The 21,240-nt window shown below is 69.9% G+C and carries 21 protein-coding genes; 9 read left to right on the forward strand and 12 right to left on the reverse strand.

What is annotated here, in order from left to right; translation table 11 throughout:
- Positions 1-71 precede the first annotated feature (71 nt).
- The 3 genes from F8M74_RS05970 to F8M74_RS05980 are packed head-to-tail and all read left to right on the forward strand — an operon-like array spanning position 72 to position 2,727.
- Positions 72-956: an S-methyl-5'-thioadenosine phosphorylase gene (locus tag F8M74_RS05970; RefSeq protein WP_141252692.1), complete on the forward strand. Its 885-nt coding sequence runs from the start codon at positions 72-74 to the stop codon at positions 954-956.
- Entirely contained in the window at positions 953-2,059 is a 1,107-nt protein-coding gene (gene mtnA / locus F8M74_RS05975) for an S-methyl-5-thioribose-1-phosphate isomerase (protein ID WP_141252691.1), read from the forward strand. Before F8M74_RS05970 ends, mtnA begins: the two co-directional genes overlap by 4 nt.
- Positions 2,056-2,727: a class II aldolase/adducin family protein gene (locus F8M74_RS05980; protein WP_141252690.1), complete on the forward strand. Its 672-nt coding sequence runs from the start codon at positions 2,056-2,058 to the stop codon at positions 2,725-2,727. Before mtnA ends, F8M74_RS05980 begins: the two co-directional genes overlap by 4 nt.
- Here the strand turns inward: F8M74_RS05980 and F8M74_RS05985 are convergent.
- Both F8M74_RS05985 and F8M74_RS05990 read right to left on the reverse strand, forming a co-directional pair.
- Positions 2,681-3,907, reverse strand: coding sequence for a metallophosphoesterase (locus F8M74_RS05985; RefSeq protein WP_171410168.1), 1,227 nt, complete (start codon positions 3,905-3,907; stop codon positions 2,681-2,683). The two genes, F8M74_RS05980 and F8M74_RS05985, sit on opposite strands and share 47 nt — an antisense overlap.
- A 105-nt stretch (positions 3,908-4,012) precedes the next feature.
- The gene (locus tag F8M74_RS05990) at positions 4,013-4,546 is read right to left on the reverse strand and encodes an FHA domain-containing protein (RefSeq protein WP_141252688.1); all 534 of its coding nucleotides are present in this window, start codon (positions 4,544-4,546) and stop codon (positions 4,013-4,015) included.
- A gap of 198 nt (positions 4,547-4,744) precedes the next feature.
- On the opposite strand from F8M74_RS05990, the gene F8M74_RS05995 reads away from it, so the two are divergent.
- Positions 4,745-6,790 carry a hypothetical protein gene (locus F8M74_RS05995; RefSeq protein WP_141252687.1) on the forward strand — a complete coding sequence of 682 codons (2,046 nt, stop codon included), beginning with the start codon at positions 4,745-4,747 and terminating at the stop codon, positions 6,788-6,790.
- 66 nt (positions 6,791-6,856) lie between these two features.
- Here F8M74_RS05995 and F8M74_RS06000 read toward each other — a convergent pair whose 3' ends face one another.
- The 3 genes from F8M74_RS06000 to F8M74_RS06010 all read right to left on the reverse strand — a co-directional run bounded on the left by F8M74_RS06000 (position 6,857) and on the right by F8M74_RS06010 (position 11,137).
- Positions 6,857-8,500 (reverse strand): long-chain fatty acid--CoA ligase, encoded by a 1,644-nt coding sequence (locus F8M74_RS06000; protein WP_141252686.1) that lies wholly within the window; start codon positions 8,498-8,500, stop codon positions 6,857-6,859.
- A gap of 91 nt (positions 8,501-8,591) precedes the next feature.
- Complete coding sequence (locus F8M74_RS06005; protein ID WP_011556305.1) at positions 8,592-9,629, reverse strand: 6-phosphofructokinase; 1,038 nt, start codon at positions 9,627-9,629, stop codon at positions 8,592-8,594.
- 80 nt (positions 9,630-9,709) lie between these two features.
- Positions 9,710-11,137: an amidase gene (locus tag F8M74_RS06010; protein ID WP_141252685.1), complete on the reverse strand. Its 1,428-nt coding sequence runs from the start codon at positions 11,135-11,137 to the stop codon at positions 9,710-9,712.
- 67 nt (positions 11,138-11,204) lie between these two features.
- Here F8M74_RS06010 and F8M74_RS06015 point away from each other — a divergent pair, with 67 nt between their 5' ends.
- Positions 11,205-11,933, forward strand: a complete 729-nt coding sequence (locus tag F8M74_RS06015) for a glucosamine-6-phosphate deaminase (RefSeq protein WP_141252684.1) — start codon at positions 11,205-11,207, stop codon at positions 11,931-11,933.
- 15 nt (positions 11,934-11,948) lie between these two features.
- Here F8M74_RS06015 and F8M74_RS06020 read toward each other — a convergent pair whose 3' ends face one another.
- Positions 11,949-12,680, reverse strand: a complete 732-nt coding sequence (locus F8M74_RS06020) for a lytic transglycosylase domain-containing protein (RefSeq protein ID WP_141252683.1) — start codon at positions 12,678-12,680, stop codon at positions 11,949-11,951.
- Between the two features lie 10 nt (positions 12,681-12,690).
- Positions 12,691-13,419, reverse strand: a complete 729-nt coding sequence (locus tag F8M74_RS06025) for a TetR/AcrR family transcriptional regulator (protein ID WP_141252682.1) — start codon at positions 13,417-13,419, stop codon at positions 12,691-12,693.
- Between the two features lie 98 nt (positions 13,420-13,517).
- Between F8M74_RS06025 and F8M74_RS06030 the strand changes: the two genes are divergently transcribed.
- Complete coding sequence (locus F8M74_RS06030) at positions 13,518-14,060, forward strand: sterol desaturase family protein (protein ID WP_141252681.1); 543 nt, start codon at positions 13,518-13,520, stop codon at positions 14,058-14,060.
- Positions 14,061-14,072: 12 nt separating this feature from the next.
- Here the strand turns inward: F8M74_RS06030 and F8M74_RS06035 are convergent, their stop codons facing one another.
- The 3 genes from F8M74_RS06035 to F8M74_RS06045 all read right to left on the reverse strand — a co-directional run bounded on the left by F8M74_RS06035 (position 14,073) and on the right by F8M74_RS06045 (position 16,790).
- On the reverse strand, positions 14,073-14,618 hold the full coding sequence (locus tag F8M74_RS06035) for a hypothetical protein (RefSeq protein ID WP_141252680.1): 546 nt from the start codon (positions 14,616-14,618) through the stop codon (positions 14,073-14,075).
- Between the two features lie 18 nt (positions 14,619-14,636).
- Positions 14,637-15,263, reverse strand: coding sequence for a hypothetical protein (locus F8M74_RS06040; RefSeq protein WP_141252679.1), 627 nt, complete (start codon positions 15,261-15,263; stop codon positions 14,637-14,639).
- Positions 15,264-15,404: 141 nt separating this feature from the next.
- Positions 15,405-16,790 carry a M28 family metallopeptidase gene (locus F8M74_RS06045; protein WP_141252678.1) on the reverse strand — a complete coding sequence of 462 codons (1,386 nt, stop codon included), beginning with the start codon at positions 16,788-16,790 and terminating at the stop codon, positions 15,405-15,407.
- Between the two features lie 233 nt (positions 16,791-17,023).
- Between F8M74_RS06045 and F8M74_RS06050 the strand changes: the two genes are divergently transcribed.
- From F8M74_RS06050 to F8M74_RS06060, 3 genes are all read left to right on the forward strand, one after another.
- Complete coding sequence (locus F8M74_RS06050; RefSeq protein WP_228559484.1) at positions 17,024-17,719, forward strand: carboxypeptidase-like regulatory domain-containing protein; 696 nt, start codon at positions 17,024-17,026, stop codon at positions 17,717-17,719.
- Position 17,720: 1 nt separating this feature from the next.
- Positions 17,721-18,092, forward strand: coding sequence for a hypothetical protein (locus tag F8M74_RS06055; protein WP_228559485.1), 372 nt, complete (start codon positions 17,721-17,723; stop codon positions 18,090-18,092).
- Between the two features lie 113 nt (positions 18,093-18,205).
- A complete protein-coding gene (locus tag F8M74_RS06060; RefSeq protein WP_141252676.1) occupies positions 18,206-19,297 on the forward strand; it encodes a hypothetical protein in 1,092 nt (363 codons plus the stop codon).
- 10 nt (positions 19,298-19,307) lie between these two features.
- Here the strand turns inward: F8M74_RS06060 and F8M74_RS06065 are convergent, their stop codons facing one another.
- Positions 19,308-19,766 (reverse strand): STAS/SEC14 domain-containing protein, encoded by a 459-nt coding sequence (locus F8M74_RS06065; RefSeq protein ID WP_171410172.1) that lies wholly within the window; start codon positions 19,764-19,766, stop codon positions 19,308-19,310.
- Positions 19,767-19,896: 130 nt separating this feature from the next.
- Positions 19,897-21,234 carry a carboxypeptidase regulatory-like domain-containing protein gene (locus F8M74_RS06070; protein ID WP_141252674.1) on the reverse strand — a complete coding sequence of 446 codons (1,338 nt, stop codon included), beginning with the start codon at positions 21,232-21,234 and terminating at the stop codon, positions 19,897-19,899.
- Positions 21,235-21,240 lie beyond the last annotated feature (6 nt).

Raw genomic sequence — 21,240 nt, forward strand, 5'->3', positions numbered from 1 at the left:
GGCCGTCGCGACTCCTACGCTCCCTGCCGCCGGTGCAGTCCTTGTGCCGGCGTCCACCGGGAGCCCGCCGCATGTCCAGCCCTACCTCGCCCGTCATCGGCATCATTGGTGGCAGTGGCCTGTACCAGATGGATGGCCTGACGGACGTCGAATGGAAGAAGGTGACGTCCCCCTTCGGTGAGCCTTCGGACGAGCTGTGCTTCGGCACGCTCGGAGGGCACCACGTCGTCTTCCTGCCGCGTCACGGGCGAGGCCACCGGCTGGCGCCGACGGACATCAACTTCCGCGCGAACATCGACGCGCTCAAACGCAGCGGGGTGACGGACCTGCTGTCGTTGTCCGCCGTGGGGGGCCTGCGCGAGGAGTACCCACCGGGCACCTTCGTCGTCGTGGACCAGTTCATCGACCGGACCTTCGCCCGGGACAAGAGCTTCTTCGGCACGGGGCTGGTGGCGCACGTCTCCATGGCGAAGCCGGTGTGCTCGCGGCTGGGGGACGCGGTGATTTCCGCGTGCGAGGGCCTGGGCGTCGTCGCGCGCCGGGGCGGCACGTACCTGGCCATGGAGGGGCCGCAGTTCTCCTCCATCGCGGAGAGCCACGTGTACCGGAGCTGGGGTTGTGACGTCATCGGCATGACGAACATGCCGGAGGCCAAGCTCGCGAGGGAGGCGGAGCTCTGTTACGCGACGGTGGCCATGGTCACCGACTTCGACTGCTGGCATCCGGACCATGACGCCGTCACGGTGGACCAGGTTGTCTCCGTGCTGCTGGGCAACGCGGGCAAGGCGAAGGGGCTGGTGAAGAACGTGGTGCCGCTGCTCGGGGCGCATACCGGCTCCTGTGCACAGGGCTGCCACAAGGCGCTGGACCACGCAGTCATCACCGCGCCCACGGCCTGGGACGCCGCCATGGTGGAGAAGCTGTCCGCGGTGGCGGGCCGGGTGCTGCGCCGATGAAGGTCCATGGCAAGCCGATGCGCTCCATCTGGCTGGCGCTAGACGCGCAGGCCGCGGAGGCCATTGACCAGACGGGGCTGCCGCATGCGCTCGTCACCGTGCGGCTGGCGACGCTGGATGAAGCCGCTCATGCCATTCGGAGCATGCAGGTGCGCGGCGCGCCCCTCATCGGTGCCACCGCGGCCTATGGCGTCTGGCTGGCTTTGCGCGCGGATGCCTCGGACGGCGCGTTGGAGCACGCGCTCGCGGTGCTGCGGGGCACGCGCCCCACCGCCGTGAATCTGCACTGGGCCCTGGATGACATGCGTCAGCTCCTGGCGCCGCTGCCTCCCGCTGAACGGGTGGCTGCCGCGCTTCGCCGCGCGGAGGCCATCAGCGACGAGGACGTGGCCATCAACCGCGCCATCGGTGCGCACGGCCTGAAGCTCCTGGAGGACGCCTGGGCGCGCAAGGGGCGCCAGGGCCGCCTGGAGGTGCTCACGCACTGCAACGCCGGCTGGTTGGCCACGGTGGACTTCGGCACCGCGCTTTCGCCCATCTACCAGGCGTACGACGCGGGCATCCCCGTGCACGTCTGGGTGGACGAGACGCGCCCTCGCAACCAGGGCGCGCAGCTCACGGCCTGGGAGCTGGGGCAGCACGGCGTCCCGCACACTGTCATCGCGGACAACGTGGGGGGCCACCTGATGCAGCACGGGCAGGTGGACCTGTGCATCGTCGGCACGGACCGCACCACGGCCCAGGGCGACGTGGCGAACAAGATTGGCACCTACCTCAAGGCACTGGCGGCGAACGACAACGGCGTGCCCTTCTACGTGGCGCTGCCCTCGCCCACCATCGACTGGACGCTGCGGGATGGGGTGCGTGAGATTCCGATTGAGCAGCGCGACGGCACGGAGCTGAGCGACGTCACCGGACGGTTGGCGTCGGGCGAGGTGGCCTCGGTGCGGATTACGCCGGAGGGGAGCCCCGCGGCGAACTACGCCTTCGACGTGACGCCCGCGAGGCTGGTGACGGCGCTCATCACCGAGCGCGGCGTGTGCCCGGCTTCGCACGACGGGCTGCTGTCGCTCTTCCCGGAGCGGCGCGGGAGGGCGGAATGAGCGGTGCGTGCGAGCACCTCGCCCTGCGCGAGTCGATGATTGCCACCGCGCGGCGGATGAATGCGTCCGCGCTCAACCAGGGAACTTCCGGCAACCTGAGCGTGCGGGTGGAGGCCGGCTTCCTGCTGACGCCCACCGGCATGGACTACGACTCGCTGGTGCCGGAGGACCTGGTCCTCATGCGCTTCGACGGCAGCCACGAGGGTCGCCGGAGTCCGTCCTCGGAGTGGCAGCTCCACCGGGACATCCTGGCTGCCAGGCCGGAGGTGGGCGCGGTGCTGCATGCGCACTCCATGTTCTGCACCACGCTGGCGTGCCTGCACCGGGACATTCCCGCCTTCCACTACATGGTGTCCGCCGCGGGTGGCACGGACGTGCGCTGCGCGCCCTACGCCACGTTCGGCACGGCGGAGCTCGCGGCCCACGTGCTGGCCGCGCTGGAAGGGCGCAAGGCCTGCCTGATGGCGAACCACGGCATGGTGGCGGTGGGCAGGGATTTACCGGCGGCCTTCAAGCTGGCCGTCGAAGTGGAGACGCTGGCCGCCATGTACTGGCGGGCGCTCCAAGTGGGTGAACCGGTGCTGCTGGACGGCGCGGAGATGGCGCGCGTCCTGGAGAAGTTCAAGACGTACGGCCAGCAGCCGACGCCCCCGTCGCGCGAAGAGTGAGGACCGTCACCTCTGTCGGCACGCCGATGCGGAAGGGCAGCCAGTGCCCCGTTCCGCCGGACACATAGAGCTGGTGGTCGCCCTGGCGGTAGCGGCCCAGCATGTACTTGAAGGCGAACCAGAAGGCCGAGACACCCAGGAAGGCCACCTGTCCGCCGTGCGTGTGGCCGGCCAGCGTCAGCCGGGCGCCGCGCTCGGCCGCGAGCGGGAAGAAGTCCGGATGGTGCGTCAGGCAGAGCACCACCTCTTCGGGCGCCACGTCGCGGAAGCCGGCTTCCGCGGACTGCTGCATGCGCGCCGCCTTCACGCGGTGACTACGGCCGGACATGGGGTAGTCCACGCCGACCACGCGCACGCGCTGGCCGGCGTGCTCGAAGGCATGGGACGTGTCCACCAGCAGGCGCACGGGGCCGCCGCGCGCCTCCACGTCTGCGTAGGCCTGGAGGATGGCCTCCAGGCCGCGCCAGTGCTCGTGGTTGCCCAGGATGGCGAGCATGCCGTGGCGGGCCTTGCACTCCGACAGCGCCGCCATGGTGCCGTCGAGTTGGTCCAGGTCGTCGATGAGGTCCCCCGTCATCACCTGGAGGTCCACCTTGGCGTCGTTCATCGCCCGCACGGCGTCTTGCAGGTACTGGGTGTCGATGAACGTGCCGACGTGGACGTCCGTAATCTGGCCGATGCGGAACCCGTCCATTGCCGGAGGCAGGCCGGAGAGGTGGATGTCGACCTCGCGGACGGAGAACTGCGTGTAGCCGTTGGCGAGCCCCACCGAACTCGTCCCGGCCGCCAGCAGTGGCACCGCGCGGCCGGCGTTCGTCAGCAGGTTGCGGCGCGCCATGTTCACCGGCGGGGCGGGGTTGGCCTCGGGCGCGGTGAGGGGCGGCTCCTTACGGGCGGGCCGGTCCAGCCACCTGCGCAGCAGGAGGAAGGGCGCGCCAGTGAGGACAATCATGATGATGGCGATGGACCAGCCCACGGAGAAGACGCGCAGGGCCGCATCCCCCACGGGAAGCTGCGCGTGCCGTCCGGCCACCGCGGAGTAGAGCCACGCCACCAGGGACAGGAAGGTCCCCAGCGCGAAGACGCCCAGGCGCCACTTTCGGAGCAGGCCGGGCCACAGCGACCGGAGCACGGCCCAGGCGCCGACGTTGAAGACGAGGAGGAACAGCAGCCTGCCCATTGACGGTGCTCCCTTGGCGTGAAGGGGAACAGTCATAGCCGGGGCGGGCGACATGCGCCGCAGGAAGTGGCTGGAGCTGGAAGGAATATTCCGTCCCCGGGCCCCTCAGCCCCGGCTGGGACTGGCCATCCGCAGGTGGGCGTGGAGCGTCTCCGTGCGCAGGTAGAGGAACTGGGCATCGCCAAAGGCCAGGGCGTCGCCGTCGTTGAGCATCCGGTCCTGGTCCGGCCCCAGCGGGGAGGCGTTGACCCAGGTGCCATTCATGGAACCCAGGTCACGCACCGAGCAATCACCGGCCTGGGCGTGCCACCGCAGCGTCGCGTGCTGCTTGGACACGGACGGGTCGGGTACCACCAGGGAGCAGCCTTCGATGCGCCCCACGGAGAACTCCTCTCCCTCCGCCTCCGGCCTGAGGAAGTGGACCTCCAGGGCATCGAACCCGCGCAGCATGACGAACAGCCGGTCCACGAGCCGTGTCCGGTGGGCCATGCCCACGGTGCGTGCCTCGCCGAGCCGCATGGCCACCTGTTGGAAGACGGGCTCGGGAGGTTGTTGGACCAGCACGACGCGGCCGGATGCTTCGAGGAAGGCCTCCAGGGTGGCCAGGGCGAACGGGCGCAGTTGCTTGACGGACGGCATGGTGCCCGCACCTTAAACCGCGTTGCGAGAAGTTGGCGCGGGACTGCCGCCCTCCCTCGCGGAGTGTCCACCGTCTGTCGGGAGCCGCGCCGTCCTTCCGCGCCATGACGCGCGCGACCTTTCTTGGGGGAAATGCGTCCGCTTTCATCGCGCCGGGGCAGCTGAACCCCTTCCGCGAAGCCCTCCAGGAGCGACGACATGATGATGCGGATGAAGCGGTATGGCGCTGGACTGTTGACGGCATGGTTGCTGGCGGTGGCTCCCGCCTGTGGCGACTCGGATGAAGGCGCGCCACCGGACGCGGGATTGCCCGACGCGGGCGACAGTGGGATTCCGGATGGGGGAGACAGCGGCACGCCCGATGCGGGTGAGGAGCTGCCTCCGCTGCTGGTGCCCGCGGGCTGCAACCCGCTGGCCTCCGAGCATGACTGCCTCCTGCCATACCCCTCCGACTACTTCCTTGAAGAGGATGTGGCGCTGCCGTCCGGCCACCGGGTTCGGCTCTCCGAGGCGGCGAAGCTGAAGGCTCCGGACGGGGCCGCGTTCGACTTCACGGACCTCCATCCGGCGGACGGTTACTCCCATGGCACGCAGGTGCTCGCGCTCTTTCCGGACGGTGTGGATGACGCGCGCCTGCCGTCGGTGACGAGCCCCACCGCCGCGACGAACGGGAACACGGTGTTCCTCGACGCGGAGCGCGGCGAGGGCGTGCTCCACTTCGCGGAGCTGGACCCCAGGGCTCCGGACGACGCGCGCCGCGCCTTGCTGCTGCGGCCCGTGGTGCGGCTGCGCAACACGGCCCGCTACATCATCGCCCTGCGCGGGCTGACGGCGAAGGACGGCACGCCCGTGCCGGTGCCCGAGGGCTTCCGACGCATCCGGGATGGCCAGACGGCGGGAGACCCGCTGCTGGCGCCCCTGGCCGCCAGGTACGAAGCGGACATCTTCCCGGCGCTGGAGGCCGCGGGCGTTCCCCGCTCGGAACTCCAGCTCGCGTGGGATTTCACCACCGAGTCGCAAGAGGGCGTCACGCAGGACATGCTCCAGGTCCGCCGCCTGGCGATGGAGGCGCTGGAGGCCACGCCCCCCGCCGTCACGGTGACGGAAGTGCGAGATGACGTGGACGCCAACGTCGCCCGGCGCATCACCGGCACCCTGCGGGTCCCGCTCTTCATGGAGAGCGACCAGCCCGGTGCGCTGCTCGCCCGTGACGAGGACGGCCGTGTGCGCCGCAATGGCGACGCGGAGGTGCCCTTCACGCTCCAGATTCCTCGCAGCGTCTGGGGGCAGTCGGTGGCGCCGGTGCGCTTCCTCCAGTACGGCCACGGCTTCTTCGGCCGGCAGGCGGAGGCGGATGGCTCCTTCGTCCGGCCCTTCATCCAGGCCACGCGGATGGTGGTGCTGACGGTGGACTGGTGGGGCATGTCGCAGACGGACGCGCCGGGCGTGCTCCAGGCGATGGCGGGCAACCCTGGCCAGACGATGCGCTTCACCGACCGCGTCCACCAGGGCATGGTGAATCAGCTCGCCGTGACGTACGCGGCTCGGACGACCCTGGGGGCGCTGGCCGAGCTGCAGGACGACGGCGTGCGCGTCTTTGACCCGGAGCAGACGTACTTCTACGGCATCAGCCAGGGTCACATCCTGGGCGGAACGTACGTCGCGCTGTCGCCGCACGTCTCGCGCGCCGTGTTCAGCGTGGGCGGGGCGGACTTCTCGCTGATGATGTTCCGCGCCCGGCCCTTCGGCATGTTCCTGGATGCGATTGCCCAGACGGTGCCGGACGCGCTCGACCAGCAGAAGTTCGCGGCGCTGACGCAGACGTCCTTCGACCGCATCGACCCGCTCACCTATGCGCCGCACGTGCTCGGCGACCTGTATCCCGGAGCGCCCGCGTCGCGCCGGGTGCTGGTGCAGTACGGCCTGGGGGATGCGCAGGTTCCCAACGTGGCCACCGAGCTGCATGCCCGCGCCATGGGCTTGACGCAGCAACTGCCCGCCACTTGGCGCGTGCCCATGCTGCCCGCGGCAGAGGGAACGGTGGCGGGTTCGGCGCTGGTGCAGTTCGACTTCGGGCTACCGCCGCCGCTGCCCGGAACCGTTGCGGACCTGCCGGCCGCCGACAATGCCGTTCACGAAGGCGTGCGCCGGGACGACGACGGACGGGCGCAGGTGGACCGGTTCCTGCGGCCAAACGGACAGGTGGAGGTCACCTGCGACGGCATCTGCATTGGTGGCAACTAGCGCAGGGCCAGAAGTCACCTCCGCGCGTCAGAGGCGGACGCGTGGAGGTGACTGCTTCGTCGCGGTCTACGTCGCCGCGTCCGCCTTCGGATTCTTCAGCAGGTGGTCGCCGTAGTCCTCACGCAGCTTCGTCTTGAGGAACTTGCCGGTGGACGTGCGCGGCACCTGCGGGACGAAGACATAGTCATCCGGCAGCCACATCTTCGCGAACTGGCTCGCCAGGTGCGCGGTCAGTTCCTCCTTCGTGACCTGCTGCCCCTCCTTCAGTGCCACCGCGGCCAGCGGGCGCTCATCCCACTTCGGATGTTTCCCAGCGAAGACGGCCGCCTCAAGCACGGCTGGGTGCGCCATCAGCGCGTTCTCCAGCGCCACGGAGGAGATCCACTCACCGCCCGACTTGATGACGTCCTTGCTGCGGTCGCAGATGCGCACATAACCGTGCGAGTCGATGGTCACCACATCGCCCGTCTTGAACCAGCCGTCCTTCGTGAAGCGGTCCTCGCCCTCGTCGCTGAAGTAGGAAGACGCGACCCAGGGCCCACGGACCTCCAGTTCGCCCATCGTCTCCCCATCCCAGGGCAGCAGCGTGCCGTCGTCGCTGGCGACGCGTGTCTCCACGAACGGCAGCGCGAACCCCTGGGACGCCCTCGCCGAGGACTTCGCCTCATGCGCCGCCTGCCGCAGCGGTCCCTTGACCTTCGCCATGGTCCCCACGGGGCTCATCTCCGTCATGCCCCATGCGTGGACCACTTCCAGTCCATGCCGCTGCTGGAAGCCCTCAATCAGCGACGGAGGCGCCGCCGAGCCACCAATCAGCATCGACCGCATGCTGCTCAGGTCCCACTTGTTCGGCGACTGGTCCAGCAGCGCCAGGATTCCAATCCAGATGGTGGGCACGCCGCCCGCCAGGGTGACCTTCTCCGCCGCCATCAAGTCCAGCAGGGAGGGCGGGTCCAGGTGCGGCCCGGGGAGCACCAGCTTCGCGCCCGTGAGGACGGCGTCGAAGGCCAGACCCCACGCGGCGGCGTGGAACATGGGCACCACCGGCATCACCGCGTCCGCCTCGCGCATGCCCGTCACGTCCGTCATGCAACACGCCAGGGCGTGCAGCACGGTGGAGCGGTGGCTGTAGAGCACGCCCTTCGGATTGCCTGTGGTGCCCGACGTGTAGCAGAGCATCGACGCGGAGTTCTCATCGAGCTGGGGAAAGTCGAAGTCCGGGGACTCGGCCGCCAGCAGTGCTTCGTAGTCGAGCGTCCCCTCTGGCGCGGGGCCCGCGTCCGGCACCACGATGACGTGGCGGATGCTGGGCACCGCGTCCTTGAACTTCTCGAACAGCGGCAGCAGCGAGCGGTCCACCACCACCACGGAGTCTTCCGCGTGCCGCGCGATGTAGCCCAGGTCATTGGGGTGCAGGCGCAGGTTGAGCGTGTGAACCACCGCGCCCATGCACGGCACGCCGTAATACACCTCCAGGTGCCGGTAGTGATTCCAGCTCAGCGTGGCCACCCGGTCCCCCGCCTTCACGCCCAGCCGCGTCAGCGCGTTGGCCAGCCGGCACGTGCGCGCGTAGAAGTCCGCGTACGTGTAGCGGTGCAGCGACTTGTCCGGGTTGCGGCTGACGATTTCCGAGCGCGGGTAGAACGTCCGTGCACGCTCCATCAAGTGGCTCAGCGTGAGCGGGAAATCCATCATGCGGCCTGGCAGCATCGGCACCCTTCCTTGTGACGGCGTGAGGAGGTGCCGATGCTAACGGAGCGCGGACCCGTGCTTCATCCACGCTCCGCGATGCTGCGTCGCGTCAGCCGAAGAAGACCTGGGCGACTTCGAAGAACTCCTGCGGGACGCGCTTGAGCTCGCGGGTGGCGTCCGCCAGGTCCACGCTGATGATGTCGTTGCCTCGCAGCGCGGCCATCTTCCCGAATTCGCCGCGGGCCACCATGTCGCAGGCGTGGACGCCGTAGCGGGTGGCGAGCACGCGGTCATGCGCGGTGGGGGCGCCGCCGCGCTGGATGTGGCCCAGCACGGAGACGCGCGTCTCGAAGCCGGTGCGCCGCTCGATTTCGTGCGCCAGGATGGTGCCCACGCCACCGAGCCGCGGCCTGCCTGCCTCGTCCAGCGCCCCGCTGGTGACGAGCTGCTCCTGCTGGTCCGCGGACAGCTTGATGCGCGTACCCTCCGCCACCACGACGATGGAGAAGGTGCGCCCGCCCGCGTGGCGGCGCTGGATGTGCTCGGCCACCTTCGCCAGGTCGGCGGGAATCTCCGGCACCAGGATGACGTCCGCGCCGCCAGCGATGCCCGCGTAGGTGGCAATCCAGCCCACGTGACGGCCCATCACCTCGCAGACGATGACGCGTTTGTGCGACTCCGCGGTGGAGTGCAGCCGGTCAATGGCCTCGGTGGCGATGGCGACGGCCGTGTCGAAGCCGAAGGTGAAGTCCGTGGCGTTGATGTCGTTGTCGATGGTCTTGGGCACACCGACGATGCGCAGCCCTTCCTGCGACATGCGCGTGGCGGCCGACAGCGTGCCTTCACCACCAATGGCGATGACGGCGTGGATGCCGTTGCGTTCGATGGCGCGCTTGACGCGCTCCAGTCCGTTTTCGACCTTGAACGGGTTGACGCGCGAGGTGCCGAGGATGGTGCCGCCCCGGTGGAGGATTCCGGACGTGGTTTCACGCGTGAGGCGGAAGTGGTTGTCCTCCAACAACCCCTTCCAACCATCTCGGAGGCCCATCATCTCGAAGCCGTGGGCGTTGGCGCGGCGGACGACGGCGCGGATGACGGCGTTCAGGCCGGGGCAGTCGCCCCCGCCGGTGAGCACGGCGACTTTCATGGAGAAACGTTCTATCGCGCCCGGCGCCGGACGCGATGTCCAAGTTCGCCCGAGCGCTCACCCGGGGACCTTCCAACCCTCTACCCGAACACCGCCGGACGACGCTGGGCCCAGGGGCGGGCAGCCTCCAACTGGGCGGCGAGCCGGAACAGGGTGGCTTCGTCTCCAAAGCGCCCCATGAACTGAACGCCCACGGGCAGGCCGTCCGGGCTCCAGTGGAGCGGCATGCTCATGGCGGGCAGCCCCGCGGTGTTGGCCATCGGGCAGTGGGAGGCGAATGCGGCCGCACGGAGCAGCGGGGCCAAGGGCTCACCCGGTGGCGAGGAGAACGTGCCCAGCGGCGGCGCGAGCTCGTTGAGGGTGGGCATCAGCCATGCGTCCACGTCGTCGAAGTGACGGAGCGCGGCGTGGCTGTGGCGCTGCAGCTCCGCGCTGGCGCGCAGATAGGCGGACAGGCCCTGGTCCAGGCCATATTGGTAGAGGGCCCAGGTGAAGGGCTCGAAGTGCGAAGCCTCCGGACTGCGTCCCAGGCGCTCGGCCATCGCGTCGATGCTGAAGACGACGCCCGCGGTCCACACGGTGATGAAGTGCTGGCCCACCGCGTCATCACCGGGCACCTCCAGGCTGCCCTCGTCCACGATGTGGCCCAGGTCCTCCAGCAGCCGGGCTGCGGAGTGGATGGCGGCCAGGCACTCGGGGTGGATCGCGGCGCCCATGGGGTTTCGTATGGCCACGCGGATGCGCAGGCGGCCCGGGGGCGTGTTGACCTCCTGGGTATAGGGCCGGGCCTTGGCTGGGGCCTGGTATGGCGTCCCCGCGTCCGCGCCGCAGGTGACGTCGAGCAGCGCCGCGCTGTCTCGCACGGAGCGGGTGAGGGCGTGTTCGGTGACGAGCCAGTGGACGGCGTCCGCGATGTCGCCGCCCATGGGGTTGCGGCCCCGGGTGGGCTTGAGGCCGAAGAGGCCACATGCGGCGGCGGGGATGCGGATGGAGCCGCCGCTGTCCGTCGCGTGGGCAAAGGGCACCATGCCGCTGGCCACCGCCGCCGCCGCGCCGCCGCTGGCCCCGCCCGGAGAGCGCGAGGTGTCCCAGGGGTTGCGGCAGGGCCCGTGCAGCTCGCTCTCCGTGGTGGGGAGCAGCCCCATCTCCGGCGTGTTCGACTTGCCCAGCACCACCAGGCCGCTGCGCCGGTGGCGCTTCACCAGCTCGCTGTCCTGGTCTGGAATGTAGTCCTTCCCGAAGCGCGAGCCGTGAGTGAGCGGGTGGCCCTCCTGGGCCGTGAGCAGGTCCTGGAGCAGGAAGGGGACGCCGGTGAAGGGGCCCGCGGGGAGTGTTCCCCGGGCACGCTCGCGCGCCTGGTCGAAATGCGTCTGGACGACCGCGTTGAGTGTCGGGTTGTGGCGTTCGATGCGGGCAATCGCCGCATCCACGAGCTCGAGCGGCGTGGCCTCTCGGCGCCGGACGAGCTCCGCCTGTGCCGTCGCGTCGAGACTGACAAAGGGGTCCATGTCCCCGACTCTGTCATGATTCACGCGACCTGGAAGCGCACCCGGTGCATGCCTATGTTTCGGTCCCATGCGCATCCGCGTCTTCGATTCCGAGCGGGAGGCCGCCGCCACGTGCGCCCAGCGAATCGCCCGAGCGGTGGCGACACACCCCTCCCTGGTGCTGGGGCTCCCCACGGGGCGCACGCCGCTCAACGTGTACCGGGAGCTGGTGGAATTGTTCACACGCGGCGGTTTGGATTGGGCCCAGGTCCGCACCTTCAACCTGGATGAGTTTCTGGGTGTGTCGGCGGGCGACGCGGGCAGCTTCCGCGCCTACATGGAGCGGCACCTCTTCCAGCACGTCAACCTGTCGCCTGCGCACATCCAGTTCCTGGATGGCGCGGTGGAGGACGCGGAGGCGGAGTGTGCGCGCTACGAGGCCCGGCTGGCCGAAGCGGGCGGACTGGACCTGGTGCTGCTGGGGCTCGGTTCGAACGGGCACCTGGCCTTCAACGAGCCGGCGGACGGACTGCGCGCGCGGTGTCACCGAACGCGGCTGAGCCGTCAGACGCGCGAGGCCAACCTCATGCTCTTCGGGGATGACCCGTCGCGCGTGCCGATGGAGGCGCTCACGTTGGGCATGGCCAGCATCCTCCAGGCACGGCAGGCGCTGTTGCTGGCTTTCGGCGAGGCCAAGGCGGAGGCGGTGCGCGGCATGGTGGAGGGCCCCGTGTCCCCCCGGTGTCCCGCCTCCTTCCTCCAGCTCCACCCGGACGTCGAGGTGTGGCTGGACCCGGCGGCGGCTCGCGCGCTGTAAGGCGCTGCGCCCGCCTCAGCTCCGGCCATTCCCCGCGGGCGCGGCGGGCTTCTTCGGCTCCTTCGCCGCGGACGCCGGTGCGCTCGAGCGTGCCGGAGCCGCCGGCTTCGGCTTCGCCACGGGCTTCACCGCGGGCGGAGCCTTCCGGGGCGGAGGCGGGCGCGTCAGCTCCCACGCCGCGAGCACCTTCGGCACGTAGAACTCCGTCTCGCCATTGCGTGGCACGCGGCCATTCACGGAGCCTGGGCCCGCGTTGTACGCGGCCACCGCGAGCCGCACGTCACCGAAGCGCCGCAGTTGCTGGGCCAGATAGCGCGCGCTGCCATCAATCGCCGGCTCCGGGTCGAACGGGTCCTTCACACCCAGCATGGCCGCGGTGCCGGGCATCAGCTGTCCGGGCCCCATGGCTCCTGCTGGGGAGATGCGGTGCACGCGCGTCTCCGACTCCACCTGCACCAGCGCGCGCAGCAGCCCCGCGGGAAGGCGGTGTCGGCGCTCGGCCGCGTCGATGACGGGCTCCAGGGGCGCGTGTCCCTCCACCAGGCACGACGGCCGGTGCGCCAGATACGCGCGCAGGGCACCCGCCTTGGCCTCCAGGAACGAGAAGGACAGCGGTGACACGAAGCTGTTGCCGAACCAGGCCACCGCGACGTTGAGCAGCACCACCGGCGCGAGCACACACGGCAACCACCACGCCCACCCGGGCACCGTCATCCCCTCACGCCGTGCCGCCCGCTTGCGTCCCACCCCTCCACCCTTAGGGGCGCTTGGGGCCTCCGTCCAACTTCCGGCGCCCAGGGCGGACCTCCGGGGGCAGGCGCAGCCCGTCCAGCACCAGCGTGGTGAGCGCGTCCGGAAGCTCCAGCGGGTTGCCGATGTCCTCCTCGCTCAGCACCGCCAGCAGCAGCCGCTCCACGGCGCCCACCACCGCCAGTCCGCTCACCGCCGGACGGATGGGGCGCAGCAGCCCGCTGGTGTGCGCCTTCTGCGTGATGTCCACGGCGTGACGCGCCACCAGCCGCGCCAGCTCCGCCACCTTCGTCCGCGCCCCCACGGCGGGCCCCCGGCACTCCTGGAGGTACAGCCGCACCACGCCCGGGTACTGGAGGAGGGCACTGGCAATCACCGCCGCCACCGCGCGGTATGCGTCGAACATGGCCTCCACGTTGCGCGCCTCCGCCAGGGAGTGGCCGCACGTCTCCAGCCCGGCCAGCAGCTCGCGGCGCACCGGCTCCAGCAGGCCGTCCACCAGCGCCGCCTTGTCGTCGAAGTACCGGTAGAACGTCCCCTTGGCCACCCCGGCCGCCTGGGTGATGTCGTCGATGGTGACGCCATCCAGGCCCCGCGCCAGGAACAGCTTCAGCGCGGCGTCCTCCAGTGCCTGCTCGCGCTCTCGGCGGTGGGCCTCGCGGCGGCCTCCGGGCCGTGCGGGCGGCTTGCCCGTCTCCTGGGCGTCATCCGCCCGCGTGCCATCCCGGCTCGCCATTGCCGTGCGCTCCAGTCCATTGCGCGGTAGAAAAAGAGTGACCAAATAGTCATTTATGGGCAGCGAAGCGCCGGCCGGGCGCTTCGCCGGAGGCGACCATGATCGGCATCCCCCTGGGCTGGGTTTACTCCAATTTCGGTGAATGGGTCCTTCACAGGTCCGTCCTGCACGGCCTGGGGAAGAACCGGAAGAGCTTCTGGAGCTTCCACTGGCACGAGCACCACCAGAAGTCGCGGCGCCACGACATGGTGGATGACCAGTACATGCGCTCGCTGTGGAGCTGGTCGGCGCAGACCAAGGAGCTGATGGGGCTGGCGGTGCTGGCGCTGGCCCACGCGCCGCTGTTGCCGGTGGCGCCCTTCTTCGTGGGGACGGTGTGGGCCTGCGCGGCGAACTACTACTTCGTCCACCGGCGCGCGCACCTGGACCCGAAGTGGGCGCGTGAGCACCTGCCGTGGCACTACGACCACCACATGGGCAAGGACCAGAACGCGAACTGGTGCGTGACGCACCCGTTCTTCGACCTGGTCATGGGCACGCGGCGCGAGTTCCTCAACGTGCAACCTCCCGCGTCCAAGCAGCCCGTGCCCGCACCCGTGGAGGCCCGGAAGCGCGCGGCGGCGGCTTCCGGGCTCCGCTGACCGCGGGGCGGCCTAGAACACCAGGTCGAAGTAGTTGGCGTGCGCCTTCACGCCCGCACAGGCGCGCAGCGAGGCGGTCCAGTCCTCGGAAGGCAGCGTGCCCCGGGCGTCGAAGATGAACTCGAGCTCGGGCTGCCGGGCCAGGTCCAGCAGGTCCACCGGGCCGGTGCTGGTGAGCTGGATGGTGCGCGTGGGCGCGGTGCTGGTGCGCGTGTACTCACCGATGACGTGGGTGTCGTTGGAGCCCGGCTGGCGCACGGAGACGTTGGCGCGCTCCACGCCGCTCAGGTCCGTGTCGGCCGTCACCTCGAAGAGGCGCAGCCGAAGCTCGGTTTCGATGTCCGTGTCCTCGGGCAGCGGGTCGGCGAAGTCGCCCAGCGGGAAGGTGATGCTCCGCTCCACGTTGACGGTGAGTGGCAGCGCCGCGGGGAATGCCAGGTCGCGCTCCGTCTTGCAGATCTCCTCGGCCTCGGCCTCGATGAAGAAGAGCGACCTGCAGCCGGTGGTGAGCAGCGCGAGGCTGGAGAGCAACAGGATGCGGAAGGAAGTCGTTCGCATGGTTGAAAAGCTCCTGGCTCAGAAGAAGTAGAGGATGAAGCCCAGCTTCACGGAGGGCATGGTGGCGCGCACGGACAGGTTCCTCGCCGAGATGTCCGGGTCATCCGTGGCGTCCTGGAGCAGGGCGCTCGCGTCGTCCACGCCCAGGTCCACGTAGCTGAGGCCCAGGTGCAGGAAGAAGTTGAAGCGGCTGGCCGCGCCCACCTCCAGGCCCACGCTGCCGGTGACGTAGTTGTACGTCACGTCGCGAATGGCCGCGCTGGCCCGGCTCGGCGTCGCTCCCAGCCAGTCCACCACCTCGTTGTAGTTCGAGCCGAAGTAGTGCCCCGCCTCCACGTTGAAGGACGGCGCCAGGAAGGTCTGCATCGGCAGGATGCTCAAGCCGCCGCGCAAGCCGAAGCTGAGCGTGTTGGTGGTGGGGCCCGCTTGCAAGCGCAGCCACGGCAGCGGCCGCAGCACCGCGGACAGGCCCACTCCGTGCGGCGCGCCCGCGTCAAGCATGAGGCCAAAGCGGTGAGGGGTATCCGACCCGTCGGCCAGGGCCGGCGTCGCGGCCCCCAGCCCCAGGGCGCACGTGAGCGCCGCGCCGTGCCGCCCCAGCAGGAATGTCCTTCGTCGTCTCGTCGAGGATGTCGCCATCGTCATGTCGTGTTCCAGCGTGTTCCGGCCCGGTGGCCATCATTCGCGCGACCGGGCGGAAAAAGAAGCGGCGTCAGGGAAAATGACGACGGGAAGAGGCCGCTTCGGCGCTGGTATCCGACATTGGCGGCCAGGGCCGCCGGTATTTCAGGGCTCTGTCGTCCGATTGGCGGCGAGCCCGATGACGTTGACCATCAAATCCTTGATGCGGCGCGGCTTCTCTCCGCCGTTGTCGCGGAGGATGAGGTCGATGTCGTCGTCGGCCCGGTGGTACTCGGGGATGAGGTCTCCGCCGCCGTTGGGGTTGGACAGGCCCTCGAACATGAAGAGGACGTCCTCGCCCTTGCGCCCGAAGGACGCACCGTCCTGCCGGTCGCGGAACACGTTGATGTCCCGGTTGATTCGGTCGAACGGGTCATCGAGCTTCGCGTTCGCCTGGTCCAGCACGTCCCGGAAGTAGTTGGGCTGTCCGCGCGAGTTGGTGTCCACCACCGACAGGCGCTGGTCATCCCAGCGGCCCACCATGTCCACGTTGATGACGCCGGCAATCTCCTCCATGCCGAGCCCCGGAATCGGGTGGTCCACGAAGTACTGCGAGCCCACCAGGCCCTTCTCCTCGGCGCCCGTCCACAGGAAGAGCACGGAGCGGTCCAGCTCGCCGCGCCTGGCCGCCTCCGCCAGCTCCGGCACCGCCGCCATCAGCACCGCGCTGCCGGAGGCGTTGTCGTCCGCACCGTTGAGGACGTTGCCGCGCCGGTCCACGCCGTCGTGGTCCAGGTGGGCCATCACCACGATGACCTCGTCCTTGTTCGGCCCCGAGCCCGGCAGCAGCGCCATGGTGTTCACCGCCTGTCCGGACGCGGAGGCCAGCTGGCGCAGCTCCTCCACGCTTCGCTGCGCCCCCTCGCGCGGTGGCGCCAGGGGCAGGCCGCGCGCGCTCATCGACTTCTCGTACTGCTGGTTGAGCAGCGCGAGCGTCTCCTTGGGCATGTTGTCGTCGAGGTAGAAGCCGCCCTCGAACAGCGCGTGTCCGTAGGTGTTCGGCGTGTGGCCGTGCTCGCCCGACTCGCCGCGCACCCCGGGCCGGCCCGCGAACGAGTACACGTCGAAGCGCTGCTCGAAGGCGTTGTCCGGGTTGTTCGTGTTGGGGCCGACGAGGCCGTACTTCTGCACGTGCTGCTGCACGTACAGCGACGCGGCATCCAGACCGGCTGACGGGCTGTCGCGGCCCTGGAGCTCGTCCGAGGACAGGTGCGCGATGTGCGTCATCGGGTCCGAGTCCACCGCGACGCTGTCCACCTCCGGCTCCGGCGCGGGTGCCGGCTCCACCGGCGCGGTGGGCGGCGGCGTGGGCACGGTGCACACGAGCGGCCGGGGCGCGCGGGCCGAGGACTCGAAGCGGTCCGCGTTCCAACCGGGAGGCGCGCTGGCGGGCTTCGCCGGGGACTCGGAGGCCCGGGCGTCCTTCGCCACGGCGGCGCGCGGCGGAAGTGAGGGGAGAGGACGCGGGCTGTCGCTGACTTTCGTGGCCATGGTAGAGGAATCCCGGTGCGCGTGGGGGTGGCGCGTCTTGGAATTATCCGTCCCAGCCGTCCGGAAGTTGTGCGCCTTCTTTTCCCCTGAGATTGCCGGGGGTTGTTGAAGGCCGGACGTCGCTCCGCCCCGCCGGTCAATACCTGCACCTGGAAGCCGGTGACACGTTGCAAGTCCGGAAAGCACCGGGCTGCGAGTGGCCCGGGTCGACCGGCCCAGGACGGGGGGTCCGGATGATCGACGAAGTCGATCAACGTTTGAAGGCGTGGGTGGGCCGCATTGCCGGTGATGTCCCGGTGTTCCTGGGCGTGCCGGACCGCGAATCGCTCGAGCGAGGCGTCTGTCTGTACCTGCTGGAGCTGGGGCCCGCGCCTCCGGTCCGGAGCGGGGGCGGGGGGCGCGCGTCGCTGCAGATTTCGGTCTGCTACCTCATCACCGCGGGGGCGGAGTCCCCGGAGCGAGCGCACCGGCTGCTGGGTGAACTCGTCTTCGCGGCCATGGAGGAGGCGGACTTCGAGGTGGAGCTCACGCCGGTGCCCACCACGGTGTGGGCCGGGCTGAGGACCGCGCCGCGTCCCTGCTTTCGCCTGCGCGTCCCGGTGCGGCGGGAGCGCGCGATGCCCGTCATCCACCGGGTGCTCTTTCCCGCCACGCCCCAGGCCACGCCGACACCCGCGGAGGCGCTGCTGGGCTGTGTCGTTGGCCCGGGGGACGTGCCGATTCCGGGCGCGCTCGTCGAGCTGCCCACGCTGAAGCTCACCACGCGCACGGATGCCAAGGGCTGCTTCCGTTTTCCCAGCGTGCCCCCTGTGGCCACGCTGGGACGGCTGGAAGTGCGCGCCAAGGGTGAGCTGCTCGAGCTGGACCCGGAGGTGCTTGCCGCCGAGCCCCAGCCCCTGCTCATCCGCCTGCCGTTGAAGGAGGAGTGACATGCCGCAAAGCCACCCGTCGCCTGTCACCTCCGAGGAGACGCCACCGAGTGCCACCGCGCCGAACCCTGCTCACGGGACGCTGGAGACGTCCTGGATTGATGAATGGGGCATGGCGCCCGAGGCGTCCTTCCCCGATGCGTGGAGCGCGCGGCTGAAGGCGTCCGTCTCCGGTGCGCCCGATGCGTGGAGCGTGGGCCCTGTGGCTTCCATTCCCGGTGTCTCCGATGCGTGGGGCGTGGGGCCAGAGTTGCTCGCGGCGTATGCACTGAGCCCGGCGGCTCGGGGCCTTCGGGCGGCCACGTCGGAGGCCTGGGAACGGAGCGAGCCTCCACCCGTGGCCACCGCAGGGACGCGACGTCGAGGCGAATGATGGAACGGACAGCCTTCCGCGACAGGCCGGGCGATGGGGGAACCGCCGGGCTTGAGGCGGGAGCGCTGGCCTGACTCGCTCAATGCCGCACGGTCCTCCAAGAGAGCAGGTCGATGTCTCGCGTCTTCGATATCTCCGCGGTCACGGACACCCTCCGTCTGTCCCCCAGCGGGACGGGGGAGGCCGTCTTCCACGTCATCAACGCCTCGCGTGCACCTGTGCGCGCGCGCCTCTCGGTGGTGCCTGACGCAGGCGCCCGGCGCGAGTGGTTCTTCATCGACGGCGATACCCAGCGCGACTTTCCTCCGACGGGCGCGCAGCGAATCCTCATCCGGCTCCGCGTGCCAGCGGGGACGCTACCGGGCCACTTCACCTTCCACCTGCGAGTGGAGGACTGCGACGGCCCCGACGCGCGGTTCGCACAGGGGCCCGCCGTCACCGTCGAGGTGGTCTCCTCGCCGCCCGCCGCGAGGGCGTTCCCCATGAACTGGGCTGTCATGGCGGTGGGGACGTTCATCCTGCTGGGGACGGTGGCCTCCCTGCTCGCCGCGGGCAGGGCGCGGCAGCCCAGCCCCGGGGCGCCCTGTCCAGATGGGCATTGTGGCAAGGGGCTGACGTGCGCGAAGCAGCTCGATGGGGGCGTGTGCCTGGCATCGCAAGGCCAGCCCTGTGAGGCGGGCTCCCAGTGCATCACCGGCTTCTGTGAGCCCGGCGTGGGGTGCACGGTGCCGCTGGGAAAGGAGTGCACCTCCCCGGAGGACTGCCCGGGCGCGCTGACGTGTGCCGACGTGCTGGGCTCGTCCGTCTGTCTCCTCGAGCCGGAGGAGTCCTGCGAGCACGACCGCGACTGCGCCAGCTTCTTCTGTAACGCGGAGCGCAAATGCAACCGCGATGACGGACGCTGTGACAGCAACGCCGAATGTCATTCGCCCACGCAGTGTGGCGCGACGAAGCTGTGCCAGCTTCCAGATGGACAGCCGTGCATGCGGCACGAGGCCTGCCTCTCCGGTTACTGCTCGGAGACCTGCCAGGTGTCGACGGAGTCCTTCCAGTGCGAGTCACCGTGCCCCGCGTACACCGCATGTGTGTCGGGAAGTTGCATCCCCGTGGACGGCAAGCTCCTCAACCAGAACATGCTGCTGACGGCGCCCCGGATCCTCAAGGGCATCCGGGAGCTGCGCATCCAGCAGGGCATCCAGCCGTAGCCGGTGCGTGTCACGGCAGTGCCGGCCGCACCGTCTTGCCGATGTCCACCAGCCGCCGCACCTGTTCTTCGCTCAAGCCCAGGTGCCGCGCGGCGCCCGGGACGTCCCCCGGAATGAAGGCGCGCATGGCCCGGGGAGTGAACCAGTTGAAGAGCGTCACGACGCCGCGGACCAGTGGGGACTCGGTGAACACCGCCGTGGGCGGAATGACGTAGTCCTTGGGCACCTGGTTGAGCGCCTGTTGTCGCTGGGTGGCATTGGGCCCGGGCCCTTCGGCCAGGACGAGCTGCCCGGTGGCCGTGTCCTGGTGACGCGCGATGAGCTCGCAGTAGCGCGCCCAGTCGTCGGGGGCCGGTGGCTGCGCGTTGTGCGCCACCACCAGCACCGTGCCGACATATGCCAGCCCCAACGTTCGGCTCCGCACCACATCCTGGATGTCGGGCGCGTCGAGCTGGACGGGAGCTGTCATCGCCGCGTCTCTCCGTTGGATTGCGAGCATGCCGGAGTGTTCCTCCGCATGACTCCATGTGCAACCTGTATTCCTCGGAATGCTTGTCACTCCGGCTCTCGAGGTGAGGCGCCGGAGGAGCGGCGTGGGGCTATCGGGCAGGGACGCGGAGGACCAGGCCCGGCGGAGGCAGGTTCCAGGCAGAGGAGGTGTCTCCCCAGGCCGCGATGGTGCCGTCGCGCCGGAGCGCCAGGCTCTTGTTGAAGGCCTGGCCCACGACGGCGGCGACATCCGCCAATCCCGCGGGGAGCGTCGTCTGGCCATAGGCGCTGTTCCCCCAGGCGACGACGGTGCCGTTGGACCGGAGCGCCATGTAGTGGTGTTCGCCTCCCGCGACATCCACGACATCGCTGAGGTCCGGGGTGAGCGCGAGGTCGTAGTACGCCGCGCCAAATCCCCAGACGGCCGCGGTCCCGTCCGCCCGCAGCGCCAGTGCGCTGCTGCTCGTGTTGGCGATGGCCACTACGTCGTCCAGGCCCGCCGGGACGACGAGGAGGTCGAACACGTCCTGCCCCCAGACGGTGAGGGTGCCGTCCGCTTTGAGCGCCATGCCGTGGTATGCCCCCGCGGATACCGCGACCACGTCCTGAAGCCCGTCAGGGACATGCGTCTGCTGGTCGATTTCCGAACCGATGGCCACGACCGTCCCATCCCGCTTGAGCGCGAGGACCAGGACTCCGTTCGCGCTGATGTCCACGACGTCCGACAGGCCCGCGGGCACCGGGACGGGGTCGGGGCCGCCCCACTTGACCACGGTTCCATCCGCCTGCAGGGCCACGGCGAAGGTCGCCCCCGCGCCCACGCTCACGACATCGGAAAGTCCCGCTGGAGTCGGAGTGACATCATTCGGGGAGTCGGCCGAGCCCCAGACGGTGACGGTGTTGTTTGGCAGGACGCCAATGCCCCAGTTGGCCGCATACGCGAGGGTCCGCTGCCGGAGCACTCGCAGCGACGCGGTGGCGGTGGGCTTCCAATCCACGCCAGGCGTGACGACGACCTCCTGCTCGCCGGGCACGAGGCTCCCTGGCACGCGCACTACCACCTCCGTGTCCGACCAGGACAGGTACTCCTCGGCGTCCACGCCGCCGATGGAGACGCGGGAGGTGTCGCGCGCCTCGCCGAAGCCGGAGCCGGTGAGCTTCAGGTGGCCCCGCTGCACGGTGAGGGCGGGCGCCTCGAGCACCAGGGCTTCCTGGCGGCGGCTCAGCGACAGGTCGACCGACGTCGTCTGACCCGGTTGGACCTCCAGCGTGTCCTCGGCCTGCTCGTAGTTGCTCCGATGGGCCGCCACGGTGTGCGTTCCCGTGGGGACGTTGTCGAACGTGAAGCGGCCTTGAGCGTCCGTGGTCACGCTGTCGCTCACGCCGGAGAGGATGACGGTGGTGCCCTCATGGTGGCTCTCCCCTTCGAGGAGGGCCTGCCCCGTCACGCGGCC

Source organism: Myxococcus sp. CA023 (genome assembly GCF_010998615.1).
In the GTDB taxonomy this organism is placed as follows: Bacteria; Myxococcota; Myxococcia; order Myxococcales; family Myxococcaceae; genus Myxococcus.

What these genes read in the sequence shown, in the direction of transcription:
- F8M74_RS06030 (WP_141252681.1), top strand. Translation starts at nt 13,518, where the DNA reads ATGATCGGCATCCCCCTGGGCTGGGTTTACTCCAATTTCGGTGAATGG.
- F8M74_RS06005 (WP_011556305.1), bottom strand. Translation starts at nt 9,629, where the DNA reads ATGAAAGTCGCCGTGCTCACCGGCGGGGGCGACTGCCCCGGCCTGAAC.
- F8M74_RS06055 (WP_228559485.1), top strand. Translation starts at nt 17,721, where the DNA reads ATGCCGCAAAGCCACCCGTCGCCTGTCACCTCCGAGGAGACGCCACCG.
- F8M74_RS06040 (WP_141252679.1), bottom strand. Translation starts at nt 15,263, where the DNA reads ATGACGATGGCGACATCCTCGACGAGACGACGAAGGACATTCCTGCTG.
- mtnA (WP_141252691.1), top strand. Translation starts at nt 953, where the DNA reads ATGAAGGTCCATGGCAAGCCGATGCGCTCCATCTGGCTGGCGCTAGAC.
- F8M74_RS05980 (WP_141252690.1), top strand. Translation starts at nt 2,056, where the DNA reads ATGAGCGGTGCGTGCGAGCACCTCGCCCTGCGCGAGTCGATGATTGCC.
- F8M74_RS05995 (WP_141252687.1), top strand. Translation starts at nt 4,745, where the DNA reads ATGATGATGCGGATGAAGCGGTATGGCGCTGGACTGTTGACGGCATGG.
- F8M74_RS06015 (WP_141252684.1), top strand. Translation starts at nt 11,205, where the DNA reads ATGCGCATCCGCGTCTTCGATTCCGAGCGGGAGGCCGCCGCCACGTGC.
- F8M74_RS06010 (WP_141252685.1), bottom strand. Translation starts at nt 11,137, where the DNA reads ATGGACCCCTTTGTCAGTCTCGACGCGACGGCACAGGCGGAGCTCGTC.
- F8M74_RS06060 (WP_141252676.1), top strand. Translation starts at nt 18,206, where the DNA reads ATGTCTCGCGTCTTCGATATCTCCGCGGTCACGGACACCCTCCGTCTG.
- F8M74_RS06000 (WP_141252686.1), bottom strand. Translation starts at nt 8,500, where the DNA reads ATGCTGCCAGGCCGCATGATGGATTTCCCGCTCACGCTGAGCCACTTG.
- F8M74_RS06050 (WP_228559484.1), top strand. Translation starts at nt 17,024, where the DNA reads ATGATCGACGAAGTCGATCAACGTTTGAAGGCGTGGGTGGGCCGCATT.
- F8M74_RS05970 (WP_141252692.1), top strand. Translation starts at nt 72, where the DNA reads ATGTCCAGCCCTACCTCGCCCGTCATCGGCATCATTGGTGGCAGTGGC.
- F8M74_RS06025 (WP_141252682.1), bottom strand. Translation starts at nt 13,419, where the DNA reads ATGGCGAGCCGGGATGGCACGCGGGCGGATGACGCCCAGGAGACGGGC.
- F8M74_RS06035 (WP_141252680.1), bottom strand. Translation starts at nt 14,618, where the DNA reads ATGCGAACGACTTCCTTCCGCATCCTGTTGCTCTCCAGCCTCGCGCTG.
- F8M74_RS05990 (WP_141252688.1), bottom strand. Translation starts at nt 4,546, where the DNA reads ATGCCGTCCGTCAAGCAACTGCGCCCGTTCGCCCTGGCCACCCTGGAG.
- F8M74_RS05985 (WP_171410168.1), bottom strand. Translation starts at nt 3,907, where the DNA reads ATGGGCAGGCTGCTGTTCCTCCTCGTCTTCAACGTCGGCGCCTGGGCC.
- F8M74_RS06065 (WP_171410172.1), bottom strand. Translation starts at nt 19,766, where the DNA reads ATGACAGCTCCCGTCCAGCTCGACGCGCCCGACATCCAGGATGTGGTG.
- F8M74_RS06045 (WP_141252678.1), bottom strand. Translation starts at nt 16,790, where the DNA reads ATGGCCACGAAAGTCAGCGACAGCCCGCGTCCTCTCCCCTCACTTCCG.